The sequence below is a fragment of the Persicirhabdus sediminis genome, from assembly GCF_016595495.1.
Lineage (GTDB): Bacteria > Verrucomicrobiota > Verrucomicrobiia > Verrucomicrobiales > Akkermansiaceae > Persicirhabdus > Persicirhabdus sediminis.
In genome coordinates, this window is the sequence record NZ_JAENIM010000045.1 from 175,654 (window position 1) to 191,879 (window position 16,226).

At 49.0% G+C, this 16,226-nt stretch carries 9 protein-coding genes; 2 read left to right on the plus strand and 7 right to left on the minus strand.

The genetic code is table 11. The features are described from left to right. Positions 1-6 precede the first annotated feature (6 nt). Together JIN82_RS15115 and JIN82_RS15120 are read left to right on the plus strand one after the other, a co-directional pair. Positions 7-948, plus strand: a complete 942-nt coding sequence (locus tag JIN82_RS15115) for an aldo/keto reductase (protein ID WP_200312502.1) — start codon at positions 7-9, stop codon at positions 946-948. Positions 949-951: 3 nt separating this feature from the next. Continuing rightward, a complete protein-coding gene (locus tag JIN82_RS15120; RefSeq protein ID WP_200312503.1) occupies positions 952-1,977 on the plus strand; it encodes a zinc-binding alcohol dehydrogenase family protein in 1,026 nt (341 codons plus the stop codon). 604 nt (positions 1,978-2,581) lie between these two features. Here JIN82_RS15120 and JIN82_RS15125 read toward each other — a convergent pair. The 7 genes from JIN82_RS15125 to JIN82_RS15155 all read right to left on the minus strand — a co-directional run bounded on the left by JIN82_RS15125 (position 2,582) and on the right by JIN82_RS15155 (position 16,136). Then, the gene (locus tag JIN82_RS15125) at positions 2,582-3,775 is read right to left on the minus strand and encodes a transposase (protein WP_200312504.1); all 1,194 of its coding nucleotides are present in this window, start codon (positions 3,773-3,775) and stop codon (positions 2,582-2,584) included. Between the two features lie 21 nt (positions 3,776-3,796). Further along, positions 3,797-4,498 carry a transposase gene (locus JIN82_RS15130; protein ID WP_200312505.1) on the minus strand — a complete coding sequence of 234 codons (702 nt, stop codon included), beginning with the start codon at positions 4,496-4,498 and terminating at the stop codon, positions 3,797-3,799. Positions 4,499-4,519: 21 nt separating this feature from the next. Next, the gene (locus JIN82_RS15135; RefSeq protein ID WP_200312506.1) at positions 4,520-4,765 is read right to left on the minus strand and encodes a hypothetical protein; all 246 of its coding nucleotides are present in this window, start codon (positions 4,763-4,765) and stop codon (positions 4,520-4,522) included. Positions 4,766-4,800: 35 nt separating this feature from the next. Then, a complete protein-coding gene (locus JIN82_RS15140; RefSeq protein ID WP_234042083.1) occupies positions 4,801-5,307 on the minus strand; it encodes a hypothetical protein in 507 nt (168 codons plus the stop codon). 115 nt (positions 5,308-5,422) lie between these two features. Continuing rightward, a complete protein-coding gene (locus tag JIN82_RS15145; protein WP_200312508.1) occupies positions 5,423-13,483 on the minus strand; it encodes an RHS repeat-associated core domain-containing protein in 8,061 nt (2,686 codons plus the stop codon). A gap of 95 nt (positions 13,484-13,578) precedes the next feature. After that, on the minus strand, positions 13,579-14,487 hold the full coding sequence (locus JIN82_RS15150) for a hypothetical protein (protein ID WP_200312509.1): 909 nt from the start codon (positions 14,485-14,487) through the stop codon (positions 13,579-13,581). 62 nt (positions 14,488-14,549) lie between these two features. Then, positions 14,550-16,136 (minus strand): hypothetical protein, encoded by a 1,587-nt coding sequence (locus tag JIN82_RS15155; protein ID WP_200312510.1) that lies wholly within the window; start codon positions 16,134-16,136, stop codon positions 14,550-14,552. Positions 16,137-16,226: the final 90 nt, after the last annotated feature.

A 16,226-nucleotide genomic window follows, 5' to 3' on the forward strand; every position in this document is an offset into this window, starting at 1 on the left:
TCCACTATGAAAACTCGCAAGCTGGGACCACTCGACATCGACGTCCCCATCCTCTCATTTGGTGCTTCATCACTCGGCGGTGTCTTTAAAGACGTCGACCACGACCGCAACGTGCGCACGGTTCACACCGCCATCGACTACGGTCTCAACCTCATCGACGTTTCCCCATACTACGGGCTGACCAAAGCGGAAACAGAACTCGGCGCTGGCCTCAAGGGCATCGACCGCGACAAGTACCTGCTGAGCACCAAATGTGGTCGCTACGGCGCTGATGAATTCGATTTCTCAGCTGAGCGTGTTACCAAATCCGTCGACGAATCACTCGGTCGCCTCGGCTGTGGCCATATCGACTTCCTATTCTGCCACGACATCGAATTTGTCAGCCTAGAGCAGATCTGGAAAGAAACACTGCCAGCACTGCACGCGCTGAAAGAATCTGGCAAAGTGCGCCACGTTGGTATTTCTGGCCTGCCGCTGGAAATCTTCGCCAAAGGCATGCGCGAGTGCCCAGAGCTCATCGACTGTGTGCTCAGCTACTGCCGCTACAGCCTCAACGATACCAGTCTGGAAACCTTGCTGCCTGAGTTTGAGAAAAACAAAGTCGCCGTGATCAATGCAGCGCCAACCAGCATGGGCATCCTCACCAACCAAGGACCACCAGAATGGCACCCAGCACCTAAAGAAGTACACGACGCCTGCCACAAAGCTGCAGAATTTTGCCGCAACAATGGTGGCGACCTTGCCGCTTTAGGGTTACAGTTCTCCACTGCACACGAGGGTATCCCAACTACATTGGTCAGCACAGCCAACCCAGACCGCATTATTTCCAACTGCGAAATCCTCGAACAAGACATGGACCTCGAACTCCTCAAAGGCGTTCAAGAAATCCTCGCCCCCATCCAGAACCAAACCTGGCTCAGTGGTCTGCCAGAAAACAACGACAAATAAACCATGATGAAGACAGTTATTCTAGACGAGCCAGGTCACTACAGCCTCATCGACCGCGACAAACCAACACCAAAAGCTGGTGAAGCTCTGGTGAAAGTCCATCGCGTCGGCATCTGCGGCACAGACCTGCACGCCTTCTCAGGCAATCAGCCATTCTTTGAATACCCGCGTGTACTCGGTCACGAGCTCGGCGTCGAAGTCATCGAAGTCAATGGCGACAACCCAAAAGGACTCCAGCCAGGTGATAAATGCTCAGTAGAGCCATACATGTTCAACCCTGACAGCTACGCATCACAAGCTGGCCTCACCAACGCCTGCGAAAGCATGCAAGTGCTCGGCGTCCACTCAGACGGCGGCATGAGCGAGTACATCTGCGTGCCAGCCAACAAACTGCACAAATCTGACAAACTCAATTTTGACCAACTCGCACTCGTTGAAACCCTCTGCATCGGCGCACACGCCGTAGAGCGTGCCAACCCACGCGTAGGTGAAAACGTGCTCGTCATCGGTGCCGGCCCCATCGACCTCGGCGCCATGCAATTTGCCCAAGCCGAAGGCGCTCGCGTCATCGCCATGGACATCAACGACGAACGCCTCAGCTTCTGCCGCGAAACACTCGGCATCAGCGCCAGCGTCAATGCCCTCGCCAACGACCTCGAAGACCAGCTGCGCCACATCTGTGATGGCAACCTGCCAACCGTCATCATCGACGCCACAGGTAACAAGCGCTCCATGGAAAATACCTTCAAGCTAGCTGGCCACGGATGCCGCATCGTCTTCCTCGGCCTATTCATCGGCGAGGTGCAGTTCGACGATCCTAGCTTCCACCGCAAAGAGCTCACCCTCATGGCCAGCCGTAACGCCCTGCCAGAAACCTTCACCAAGGTCATCAAAGCCATCGAAGAAGGACGCCTCGATACCTCATCATGGGTCACTCAACGCATGCAGCTCGGCGATGTACCAGAGGTATTCGCCTCCGTTCCTGGCCAAGCAGGCCAGATCAAAGCAGTCATCGAAGTCAGCAACTAACACCATTCCAGCAAATAAACCGTCGGCATAACCAACTGGATTTTCCCCTAGGCCCAGGCGTGCAGTGATCGCGTAGCTCCAGCTAATCGATCACCCATAAACGCCCACCTAGCGGAAAAGACAGGAAAGATTCTAATAAAAAAATCAGCCTGCTGAGCTAGCCTAATTGTTAGCTGGAAATCAAAAACCATTCCGACGAGTCAAACTAGCAGAATACTTTCATATCAATCTTATGGAGCCGGGAATCGCTTCCCCAGCTCTGGCATAATAAGTAAAAAAAGCGTGTTCGGGTTTTGGTTTTCGTTTTCACCGAGCACGCTTTTTTGTGCCCGCATGTCTGGACCACCAGCTGGAGGTACCAGCCAAATAGCACAGCCACGATTTCCAACTAGCTGCTGCCCCAACCTAACAATAGGCGCTATATTGAAAAATAATCTAGCTGAAAATCCCACCCAGCTGGAAAGCAAACCAAGCCAGCTAGAGAACCTCAACCAGCTAGAAGCTCCCCGCGCTGAAAGCGCTACAGAACAAAGCCCATGGCTTCAGCCATGGGACCAAATCCCCCAACAAAAAAGCACCCTGAAAAATACCACCAAATGCACTATCAGGAAAAGCGCCTTAACGAGTAGAGAGCCTCAGTTGAATTTTCTAACTGTATTGATTTCGCTCCTTCCTGACGTTTCGCCCCGAAACTCTTTCGGTGTATTTTGAATTGCTGATTGATGAATGATTTTCCGCCGATAGCTAGGCCATCGCTAAAGTATTTTACTTTGTGTTGGAAGATTTCAGCTAGACCTAACTTACCTCCGTTGGCCTTCGCTTTTTCCAGCTTCGACTTTGCCTTTTCATTGGTCACAGCTGCGTCTTCGAGTAGCCATATTCTATATCGATGGCCATGTTTTTGCCAGCTGGTTTGCGGCACACGCATCACCTCACAAAGCCCGTAACGACAGCGCTTGCTGCCAGCTAGAGCGGCGCTGTAACCACACCAGCGATAGTCTTTGGGATCATCGACTATGCCTGCTCTAACTGGATTGAGATCGATATAGGCGGCGATGGTGTGCAGCGCAGTGAAGTCTTCGCCAGTTTCGTGTTCAGCTCGCTTGTTGCTAGACTCAACCATCACACTTTTGTAGCGGCCCATCCACAGCGTACCGCTGCGCCCTTTGGTTTTGTTGAACCAGCGCGTATAGCGTGCTTTGAGCTCTTTGACAAAGATCTCAAGATTGCAAAACCGTGCTTTAAATTTCTCTATTTGCTCGTCGGCGTAACGGGCCATGCCATTTGCTCGCATATGCGCCAACTCGGCGCGCAGCTGATTGACGTAGGCTTTGCTGTACAGGGTGCGCAAATGATCGAGCAATCGTTCTTCACCATCTTCGGACGCCTGGGATGGACGCTCCTCGTACCTTCCCTTCGACTCGTAGGCTTCGAATTTAGCGTTAAACTTTTCTCGGCTAGGCACTCGGATCAACAGGTGGAAATGGTTGTCCATGATGCAATAAGTCAGGATCTTAATACCGCTGAACCTTGCCTGCCGCCACATGATCTTGAGAAATGCCTCTTTTTCCTGATCGCCAAACAAGAAATCGCCACCCGTCGTCCGACTCATGACGTGGTAACAATACGAATGCTGTGGATCGCCAACAATACGCACGTGACCACCGCTAGGTGCGGCACATATCATGCCTGCATTACCACCAGAAAAACCCGTTTTACAATCCGCTAGCTGCAGCGGAGTCAAGGGCTCGACTTCAGCTGGTTCTTCCTGATTCTGTGCTGATTGAGGAGTTTTCATACTCACCAATATAGCACATAATCAGTGAGTTCCCCTCAAAAGATTCCTGGAATCTTTATCGCGGCCCATCCACAGCGTGCCGCTGCGCCCTTTGGTTTTGTTGAACCAGCGCGTATAGCGTGCTTTGAGCTCTTTGACAAAGATCTCAAGATTGCAAAACCGTGCTTTAAATTTCTCTATTTGCTCGTCGGCGTAACGGGCCATGCCATTTGCTCGCATATGCGCCAACTCGGCGCGCAGCTGATTGACGTAGGCTTTGCTGTACAGGGTGCGCAAATGATCGAGCAATCGTTCTTCACCATCTTCGGACGCCTGGGATGGACGCTCCTCGTACCTTCCCTTCGACTCGTAGGCTTCGAATTTAGCGTTAAACTTTTCTCGGCTAGGCACTCGGATCAACAGGTGGAAATGGTTGTCCATGATACAATAAGTCAGGATCTTAATACCGCTGAACCTTGCCTGCCGCCACATGATCTTGAGAAATGCCTCCTTTTCCTGATCGCCAAACAAGAAATCGCCACCCGTCGTCCGGCTCATGACGTGGTAACAATACGAATGCTGTGGATCGCCAACAATACGCACGTGACCACCGCTTGGAGCGGCACATATCATGCCCGCATTACCACCAGAAAAACCCGTTTTACAATCCGCTAGCTGCAGCGGAGTCAAGGGCTCGACTTCAGCTGGTTCTTCCTGATTCTGTGCTGATTGAGGAGTTTTCATACTCACCAATATAGCACATAATCAGTGAGTTCCCCTCAAAAGATTCCTGGAATCTTTATTGCCACCCGTCGTCCGACTCATGACGTGGTAACAATACGAATGCTGTGGATCGCCAACAATACGCACGTGACCACCGCTAGGTGCGGCACATATCATGCCCGCATTACCACCAGAAAAACCCGTTTTACAATCCGCTAGCTGCAGCGGAGTCAAGGGCTCGACTTCAGCTGGTTCTTCCTGATTCTGTGCTGATTGAGGAGTTTTCATACTCACCAATATAGCACATAATCAGTGAGTTCCCCTCAAAAGATTCCTGGAATCTTTATTTCTATGCTTTGCTTTATCCTATGGCTGCGTCGGCCTACTTTACGCCCAATTCGTCCCGAGCCTTCTGCTCGATGATCTTTGGTTATTCTATCAAGCTGGCGAGAGCTGCAGCTCAATACTAACTGGCGCGTTTTACTCTCCAGCTTTCCGTGCCGTCGCTCATAGCTATTGAGCCATAGCGGAAGCATTTCCTTGAGACGCGTGCTGCAGGGCTGCTCGGATGATTTCCAAATAGTAACAATCACCAGCTTCTCAGCCTCTCCATAAATGGGCTTGGCGCCTCGTTTTTTAGCCTCTTGACCAAGGCTAACATGGCCATTGAGCACCTTGATGGTATGTTTGCGCTCTAGTCCTAACGTATCGCTGACTTCATCTATCATCGCACTTTTTCCCGCGCGATTTCGACTAGGGTAGCGAGCTCGACAGCTCTCGATGTAATCCAATTTACTCTGTTTACTCATGATTCCAGATAATGTTTTCATCTGGGTGTCATTCTTTCTGGCGCAACAACCTCCTTCAGCTACCAAATGTAGTTTTCTTCGGTGTCATTCTATTTGGCGCAATGCGCTCCTGGAATCTTTATATTTTATTGCTTATTTACCTTGGTCTTATCCATGATATTTGCGTCTCACTCTGACTTTCAAATAAGCCGTTGTTCGTATATCCTCTTTGCTCAACCCTAACCCATGACGACTGGCTCTTAACTGTTTCATAACCTGTATAACTATTATACTGGAAACTCTTAGAATCATTGGCTGCGTGTGCTATAATGTTGAAATTACCATTAACTGATGTCCCATTATTAATCACTTCCCATTCACCATTTGAGGCTTGGAAAGGTTGTTTTCTCCCATCAGTGGCCGTTATCAGGCAGCTCCCGCCCCTTCCAGGCCTATGAGCGGCCATATAGCTATCGTAATGCTCTTTTCTCATGGAGGATACCAAGGAGAATCTCACGTAATCATATCCAGAATTAATCATCTTCAAAACATAACCTTTATTCGCAGATAAGCCCTTTACTGAGCCTCCAGCGAAAGCATACCATGAAGCCCCCCTCTTAGTTGGAGGCTTTCCTCGATTGCGCGGTCCATGCTTTATGTCATTTTGATTATCCGCCTCGATAACCAGAACGTCTCCTATTTTCTTGAGAGATTTGGACTCACTATTAAAAAGGTGTTGGAAACCTGCTGAATAAGCAGCATTCGCAAACTTTCCTCCAGTTGCCGCTGAGACAGTTCCTCCTACAACTGCAGCAATTGTTGTTCGTTTGGCGACCCCTATGAGAACCTCACCAGTCGACATCTCATCTAAAGCTGCATTACTAGGAGCCTCCATCATATTGCGAAGACCTGGTACCCAACCAGCTGCTGCCCCGGCAGCTGCTCCAACGAATCCATCTTTAAACGATCCTCCCTGCAGCTCGCTCATCGCGCCCCCAACAATACCATGCCCCAATATATGAATTGTGGCGGACAGAGCTTTTACTGAGGCCGTCAATGTGGTGGTAGCAGATGCTACGGCAGCCGGCCCAAACTGCGCTAGACCAGCAGACAAGCCAGCTTGTAGCCCACCGATAAAGGCTCCTTTTATTATATCCTTGAATGAGCCTCCATTAATAGCCGAGCTGAAAGCCCCACTAGCAGCTCCTGCTAGTACCGGATTATTGGCAAAAATAGCTAAAGCCCCGATACCAGAGAATAATAGTACCGCAGTGAACGCAAGCGTTGCTACCATACGCCAATTATTACTTAACCACTTGCCTAATCTCTTAAAGGCTTTACCAATGTCTTTAAAGGCTTTCTTAATAGCTTTCCAAGCCTTGCTCAGCCATGAGAATCCGCTAGGGTCGGTGGCGTTGAGCGGGTTGTTCAGAACATAGGTATAGCGGTTGTAGTTCTGGGTGAAACTTGGTTCCTGTACCAGCGGATCGGTGGATAGGAACCGACCAATCTCTGGGTCGTAGATACGACCATTCATGTGCACGAGGCTAACGTCGTCGAGCATCTCGTGACCGGTGAAACCTGCGGTGGTGTAGGATGAATGGACTGGTTTGTCGTAGTCCGCTGGTGCCCAGCCAGAACGGCGTCCGCCCCATGGGTCAAAGCTCATGCGCTCGAGAATGGCGCCTTGATCATCAAGTACCGCGGTGGTGGATCCCAAGTGGTCACCTAGCTGGTAGCGGGTTTTTTGGTAAAGCTGTGAGTCGCCTTCGATTTCAACATAAGTCCTAATGGCGATGCCGCCAATAGAGTGGCGATGCTCGGTGCGCTTGGCCTTGCCATCGCGCTCGATGGTGTGTTGCTCGTAACTCCCGTGGTAGAGGATGGTGGTCTGGTTAGAGCCACGCTTGATCACCTGCTTGGCTCGCGCCATGGAGGCGTCGTACTCAAAACGGTGGGAAACATCACCAGCGGCGTAGCTGGAGCTGCCATCGATGCTAGTCATCGCCGGCGCACCGTATTCCTGAATGAGAGTCGGCTTAGAGAAGGTGCCCCAAGTGATGGCGCGGCGCAGGTTGCCATTGCGGCGCTCTACCGTCAGCTGGCCTTTAGCATCGTATTCATAAGTGCGATTCTTAGCGCCACCTGAGATGGCGCTGACAGCATGGGTGCGACCGGAGGCATCCGTGTAGTCATAGGAGCCGACACCTGTCTTGCTGGCGATATTGCCCGAGCCATCCGCAGTGTAGGTGGTTTCCTGAACTGGATAAGATTGAGCGCCAGTAACATGAGACGTGCGAAGACGGTTGATGGCATCATAGGTAAAGTTTTCCGTTAGGCTGGTGATGTGGTCGGTGCGCCACTCAAGGTTAGTCATGTCATCCCAGGCGTACTCTAAGTCCTGGATCTCGGTAGCGCCATGATTCGCCTTGGTACGGGTGAGCAGCCCACGCTGATGGTCGAAAGTATGCTTGCGCTCGACACCATTGCCTAACTTCTCGTGAACGAGGTTGCCTTTGCCATCAAATTCAAGCGGCTGCCAGTAGAGCTCGCCGGTGTGATAGTCACGAATACCGATATTAGCTCCGTATTGGTCGTACTCGTTGAGCAAGGTAAATCCGCCAGCATTGGAGGCTTTATATGTGCGGCCGAGGTCATCGTAGCTGACACAGGAATAGGTAGAGTCGCCGTCAAAGTACTTGATGGTTTTGACCGCTCGGCCAAAGCGATCGTACTCCATAGTGGACTGGTGCTGAAGCGCGCCGCCCTCGCTAGCATACATAGAAACCTTGTGCAGCTGGCCTAGCCCAGCGCCCGGAGCGGTGTCGTAGGTCCACTCGGTGAAGCTTTCTACAGCTCCCGCTGCATTTTTCAATGTCCTCGTCAGCTGACGGCCTGCGATGTCATAGGTGAAGCTGCCTGTATTGCCGGCAGCATCGGTATTGGTGAGGGTTTCGCCAAAGGCATTGTAGGTGGTGAATGAAGTGCCGGCATCGGAGTCTGCGATACTGAGCTTTCTGCCAAAAATATCTGTGGTGGTGGTGATGACATGACCACCTGGTGCTAGACTCTGGTAGGGTTTGTTGTCGAGGGTGTAGGTGAAGTCAACGACGTTACCCTCGTTGTCCTCAACCTGGGTCATCTTGCCCTGTCCGTTGTAGCGCTTGATCTGCTTCTGCTCGCCGTCACCGTCTTTGCGGTAGCCAACGACATCTAGCATGGAATCACCATACTCGTGAACATAGCGGCTATAGTTGCCATCTGGGGTAATTGTGTATGTGGCGCGTCCAGCAAAGTCGTAATGAGTGATTTCCCACTCTGGAGTGGTGCCGGAAACAAATGGTAGGGATTTTTTGTGTGGACGACCTCGGTGGTCGTACATGACACGGCTGAATACCGTGCGATAATTAGAGCTGCCTCCAGATACGGTGTGCAGCGCCAGCCCCTCGGTAAGGACGGGACGGCCAAGAATATCTAAGTACTTGGTAGCTGGTGGGCTGCCGCTCGACTGAGATTTCTTGATGAAGCGGATCTCTGGTAGGTCGTCGCCCGCGCCAGATGGATTGCCACTGGCCCACTTGGTGATCTTAGCAGCCTCTAGCCCTGTAGGTCCACGAGTAAGCAGCAATGTGCCCCAGACATCGTAATAGTTGCGGGTGGTTAGCCCATTGATATCCGTGGTGGAGGTGAGCAGTGAGCGAGATTTGTCGTAGGTGCTGGTGGTGACGCGGTCGAAGATGTCGTAGCTCTTGATGGCGTAGCGACCTTTATCATCGTATTCCACCTTCATGGTGCGGCGTGGGTCTAAACCTGCTGCTGAGCTGATGGTTTCTACTTCGTTGCCGAAGGTGTCGTAGATGTGCTTGGTGGTGACCGCATCATCGTGCCCTGGCTCTACCGTCTCGGTATACAGCATGCCCGCATTGGCGTGGCCAGCTGGATAGTAGGTAAAGGAACTCGTACGGGTAAGGAATGAATTCTCCGATGTGTACTCAGAGGCTGAGCCGCTGTAGGTGGTGGTCACTTCGGAGGTAGTCAGACGTCCGAGGATCCAGTTATCATCGGTTTTGGTTGGCTCTTCGTAGGTATTGACCGTATCGACCTGGAATCCATCTGACGAGGTGACCCGGGTGTGAAGCAGCTCACCATTGGCGTCGAATGCGAGGTTTTCGGATTTTTTCCATGAGATCATATGTGAAGCAAAGGTAAATCCTCGGCTATCATCCATGCCTAATATCGACTGATAATTCGACGGCAGCGCCGTATTATGCAGCGCCGAGTTCGCCATATCAAAGGGTTGTAGACCTTTTAGAGTCGCATAATCATAGCTCGTTGATGATTTCTGGGCGACTCGGAGAATTTTCCCACCGACACCTGAGACCGAGGGTAATTGCTGGTATTCGGCGATTTCACGAGCGACAAGAACAGCCTCTAAGCCCTGGTAGACAAAACTCATGCTATCCACAGGATTCCCATGGAATGGATACTGCTGACTATAGCGCGTGAGGCTGAGCGCAGATCGGGCATAATTTCCTTCACTATTGATTTCTTCTGTTTGCACAGCCGTCCAGAGGAAACCTAGGTCCACTTCATTGATGCGGTCAAATCGACGCTCACCATACTGATGGGAAACCAATTTGCTGGCGCCCACGCCATTGGTAGTTTCGTAGCTAGCAACCAAATAACTAGGCGCCACAACACGAACTAATCCGGCCTTGGTCTCAGCAGGATTGATGACGCCTTTGGTATAGGTTTTAGCAAAGAAAGTATTGGCACTATCATCTCGCTCAGGATTATTCATCCTATCGTAATTGATTTTCAGCTCGGCCAAGCTGCCATCTACGATTTTGGTAATGTGTTCAGGCTTGGAGCGGTTGAGCGAAACAGTAGGGGATGCACTGTATGGGTTTTTAATGACGTCAACAAAGCCGTCACCATCAATATCTACCATACGTACTTGCCGCTGTCCCTTTTTGTATTGATCCGTAGTATGAAAAATACGCTGAGGTAATAGCCAACGATTGTCTTTAACAAATCCACGCCCAGTATTAATATAACATGCAGGTTCATGCCCCAACGGCTGGCTGGTTACGGGCCGAGTCCCATAAAGAACGTCGACAAGACCATCGCCATTCACATCCACAAACTCAAGGCCTCTTTGAGTATTCTCGGCCCCTGATTGAACCGCTGAATCTTTACAGGCCATAGGCACAGGAAGCATCCATGGGTTTGCAGCCAAAATGTTATCCATACCCTGTGATTTCCAATCCATAGAAGTGAAATTGACATCAGCCACCTTTTCCCATCCCGTACCTGTATTAAGATAGGTTCTCGCGTACCATCCAGCCATCCAGCCACTCGTCTCAGCAGCGATCACGAGATCTGGCAATCCATCTCCGTTAATGTCCATCAGTTCATGGCCAATTTCTTTGCCCGTATCGTTAGCTAAATATTCACCGACAGGCCACCAATATCCGCCCCTATCCCAATGGACTTGGCGCGTCACGCCATTCCGCTGACGATAGAGATCTTTTCGATTCAACCAAACCTCCTTAGTTTGATCCCTTTTTGCATTAATGACATCAGGGAGCCCATCTCCATTGATATCAACAACTCGTTTTCCTGTATTTGTGCTACTATTGAACGGTGCTACACCTGAGACAGGGAGGTTAGGGTATTCATCAACGTATCCATAAGAATAGTTATACCCTCTCTTATTAAACTCCCAATGATTCGTATCTGATTGGCTTAGTAGAACAGACTGTTCACTAACGAGTCTATATGGAGCTGTGCAGACCTGCATAACTCTATAATTACTACCAGCTGATGAATCATTAGTCGCACTAGCATTGATGTCTACAAGTCCATTACCATCCAAATCCGCAATCAACCAATTGTTAGCAATATTCGGAGTTGTCGATCCAATTCCATCTGCCTCATCCACTTTTAATTTACGCGAGTGGCGAACCATTATCCGAGGGGGAAACAGATAATCGAGACTTGTGTACGCAGCACTTTCTGAAAAGTCAGAACGACCAATATTTTGGATGTTCGTATAACCACCTTGACCATTTGATTTAACAATTCTCTCACCGGCTCGTAAAAACTTATAATGATTATACAGCTTCACGAATTCACCGTTCACCTCTTCATACTGGCCAGATTCGCGAACTGCGTAATTCTTACGCATCATAAATTCCGGTATGCCATCGCCATCTAGGTCTGCCACATCAGGGCGCTGGGGCAGATCTAGAAAATAGGCTAAATCATTATATTGCTCACAGTATAAGACACTAGATGAAGCCGTGCCCTTGAAACTATTTGACTCGTACCGGTCAAAGATATCCATCATCCTTGTGTCCGCACGATACCTAACTATATCAATGGCTCCATCGGCATCAGTATCGATAAACTGTGAATTTAAAGTATGATCTGCCTTTTCAAGTTGAGGTAAATTAAACATATCCCCCACGTCTTGCCACATACTTCCTGCACCTTGGAATTTTCCCTTCAGTTCATCGGTAGCCCAAGTGAACTCTAATGGGTTTTTCAGGTAAGAACCATCAAAGGCGCGTTGGTTGATAGATACTAGCTGTGAGCGATTCGACTGCGGGCTATATTGGTAACTCAGCTCGTAGCTATGAAGCAGGCAACCAAAAGAATTGACGTCGATTGAGGTCAGACGCTCTGAGGTAGCGACCTTCTCACCTGCTAGATAACCTTCGGAGATGTCTTCTCTAGACTCCCAATTGAATACAATGCTGTTGTAGGGAGCGTGGCCGCCATCTTTACCCGTGTAGAGAATTTTACTGAGATGATAATCTAGTGGACCATAGGTGTTTTCACCAGGGCTGTAGATCACCTGATAGTAATTGCCCATGTTATCTGTGACCTTATTAACTGACCAAACCAATGGCTCAGAGCCGGTGGAGCCAGGGCATGAACTCAGACAACGGCCTAGTTCAATCGTCAGCCCAGCTTTGGTTCTCACCTGCCACCACTGGTGCCCTTCACGCATCAGCTGGATGTGTGCATAACTATCATTTTCTGTTTGATAGACAGAGCCATCTGCGCCGTAAGTTCCCTCGATGCAGATGAGTTTTTCTCCATCGAGATAAAAGCGATCATGTTCATCAAAATCCACGCCATCGACAAAACCATCTTTATAGAACGTAGAGCCACCGCGGGTGACTCGCTGCAATCCAGCCAAACCAAAACCAATGCCTAACTCACCATTGCCACCTTGGCTATTATAAGTAATCGCGATTGATGGCTCAACCCCGGCAGTTCCTTTAGGTATTTCGATAGGAATGGTGTAGTTAGCTGAGCCATCTCCACCAACAGAAAAACTACCACCAACACCACCGATAGGCTCGTGCTCGCTGAGAAGGCTAGCTACTGAAGCCGAAGCAGAAGCCAAACCAGAGAACGGTAATGTGGCCGATGTTGGGCGAGAGTTACCCTCAGCATCCACGATGCCAACAAAAGCATCCACGCTATTCCATGTGATATCCGCAATAGAAGAGACCCCTGCAAAGTCAGGGTGAAACGCTAACAAAGCATACTCAAACAGATCAGGCAGACCGTCTTTTTCAGTTTCATTGTCTGAACGGAACCTAAGTGCAAATACCGCCTTCAGCTGGCCAATGTTAGCCAGCTGCATATTGACATCCATAGCTGAATCAGGGTCCCATGGATAGACACCATTTTCTGTATATTCGTAATCAGCTGCGTGCTGAGCCGTAGCCTGATGCCTTGATGCCTCGTGCTGCTGAAGCTGAGCTGTAGTCCAGGCAGGGCTGAGAACATTGACAAAATCATAAAATGGTTTGGCCACGGCCTTGATTTGCCCCAGAGCCACCGGCGCATGGTTTTCAGCTAACCACTCGTCATAACCATCCTCGTATGGCTGCATTGGCGGAGCAAATAAATCATCCACATGGAAGGGCAGCTCTACGCCATCAGGCATGATCGCCTGTAGTTCTTTATGTGCTTGTGTCGCCACCCATTTCAGCTGACCTGTGTTAGCCAAAGCGTAATTGAGCTCAGCATTTTCATCTTTCTCCACCACGCCACGGTCACCCCACCACTCAGGAAAATACGTGCTCTGCTGGGCAAACAACTGCGGCTGGAAACCTACAGTGGCCAGATAAAGCATGAGAAAAACTTGCGTACTAACAATGAATTGACGCAGAAAACTACCTCTAAAGAAGTTCATATTTGTGTGTATGGGCGTTGAAATTAACAACAAAAAGGGTGACAAAGGCGCAGCTCATGCGCCTTGAAAAATAACAAAAATAATGGCTAACTAAACTACTCGGCTGGACCAAAGGCTCCCATGGAGATATCGCCTTGGGCTTTCTCCAACCTAACTCCACCTCGGAGCAAAGTATCTCCCTCAACCACCAAAGCCGTAGTATCCGCTACATCAGTAGGAGCTGCTGGCACCAAATCTGCAGCGTCTATATCCGTTTTCCACGCCTTATTTGTTAGCGTTGTTTGGCCATTTTTATAGGTCGTCACCGCATTTGTCCTTGTGCTTGATGATGATCCATTACCCACGGTAAACAGAGCATCCAAATCATACCAATTACGATTCCCATCATTAGTATCGTCTTCATCTTCGATCACTGTTGAAAAATCGTAGTTATACTGGCCGACGGCGGTAGAACTATAGGAAGTATTCATTAGTAAACTACCTAAGACTGAAGCATTGTAAGCCTGCAAAGTATTTGATGTTCCGGTAGCAAATGAACTACTTCCCAAAATGTAGTTATTGTGACCAGAGGCCAGGGAGTGTCTAGGGTATTGGCCTTCTGCCTCCTCATTGACATTATTATTCCAACCAAATACCGCACTGATGTTCTTGCTAAAGTTGCCTACTCCTGAAGCTAAGGAGCTGTCGTGGGCGTAGTTACTGAAACCTTGAACAAAAGAATTATATGAAGCATGGCTATTATAGCCCACCGCCATACTCGTCGCATAAACATTGTTCGCTGCTTGACTAGCAGGCCGCACCTCAAAGGCTGTACCTACGCGTACTCTGCCACTATCTGGAATCGCTACGAATTGGCTAGATAACAGACTCGTTGCCGAATCTTCAGTTACTACTTCTGATCCTTGTACTGTAGCTTTCCCAGTCACCTCTAGATCTGACTCAACCGTTAACTTATCCTGCGAAATAACTGCACCTGTTGAAGCTCCCAAGAACAAGGAAGCCATGATGGCATGATTCATTTTCATATCCTTTGTTAGTTTTAAATTTTTTTAGATTTGGCTGCTTGCTAGTCTATTGATGTTCCTTTCAGAACTGCATTGCCATAGACTCGTAGTTTAAGATGCTTTCCTGCAGGTTTGATCACGCTTTGTTGATACGCGTTAGCTGAACCTATCAATAAAATGCTCTGCCCATCCTCAGCTTGATTTGTGGCAGCGCCTATAGTTAGCAATGGACCTGTCGCTGGATCTGGCCAGCCCGCCTGAGCACTTCGTCCATCAAGGGCATCATTGCCGTTATCGCCATCCACATAGATGGACACATCCGCATCAGCGTAGCTGGCGATCTTGCCTAAGTTATATTCATCGAGGTCATTCATGCCATCGCCATCAAAATCCGAGCCCGCTCCAATCTGAGTAATGCTAGAGTAAGCCTCTCCTCCTGGACCATTGAGTAATGCCAACTCCCAAGCATCATCGATACCGTCGCCATCTTTATCGGTAGGATGAAATAGTCTGCTGCCAAATTCCTCAACCTGAGCCCAATCGGGAATCCCATTGTTATCACGATCTCCAGCCAAAGGCCCCTCACCCAATAATTTACCACTCAGATAATCATTAACCAACTTGGTTTCCGAATGGCTTAATGATCGATTAATAATAATCAATTCACCCCATGCTCCAACTTGAGATTGTTTCCCCCCAATCGCATTCATCCAGAACGCATTTTTGTTCCCAATAATCGTTTTGCCACTAAGGCTAGTGACAATTTCTCCATCCATATAGAGCTCAGTCAGGTCGCTGGGTTCAGCCCCTTCATAACGAACAGTAAATTGAAATGGCTCACCAGCTACTACATCATTAGGACAAGCCAAAGTGAGGTTGCCACCGCTCTCAGTAGACCACATTGAAAAATAACCATAGGTAGTCACCGCCATGCGGAAACCAGAGGGATTTGCGGAGGCATATTTACTAGTCTCATTAGTCAATAAAGCCCCGTGCTTCGCGGTAGGTATCACATCAGGCCGAAAAACGCCAAACAGGGTAAAACCATCTATCTGCGGAGTTAATATATCGACATCAGACACCGACCCTAACAACTTATCATTAGAGTCAAACTTAATACCAGGTTGACCATTAAATACAGCATTCTCGATAACTGGCGCTTGATCGATATTTTCTTGGTTCATTGCTAGGCCAGCACTACCAACATCTCCCCAAGCATTTAATGAACTACCATCAGGCTGATTCTCAGAATTAAAATCTACTAAATCTGTCCTATACCAATGAATGATGGATTCGGCAGGCCAAGATACATTCCCTCCTGAGTAAAAATCATCAGGGTGAGATCCGGCTAGAAACTCCGCCTTATTACTAACACCATCAAGATCTAAATCACCTTCAGCCAAGAAATCCTCAATAGAATCGAGATCAGCCGAGCCATCCACCACCACCTGCTCCCACACATCATCCATGCCATCAGCATCAGAATCGGTGAATCCATAGACACAAACAATGCCCAATAAACTAACTAGAGATGACGCGGCGACAGTTTTCATATGCGATTTAAACGCTCTATAGTAAAAACGATCAAGCCGGTCAACCGTTAGTTTTAATCCTTCTGATGAGCCCCATCCATAAAAAATGGCAAGCACCTTAAGGTGAAAACATTATGACCTTTGTGAATAAAGTGACATAAAAACAAGTTTAGCATGATTCAGCTATCGATAGCTTACAACTGCATG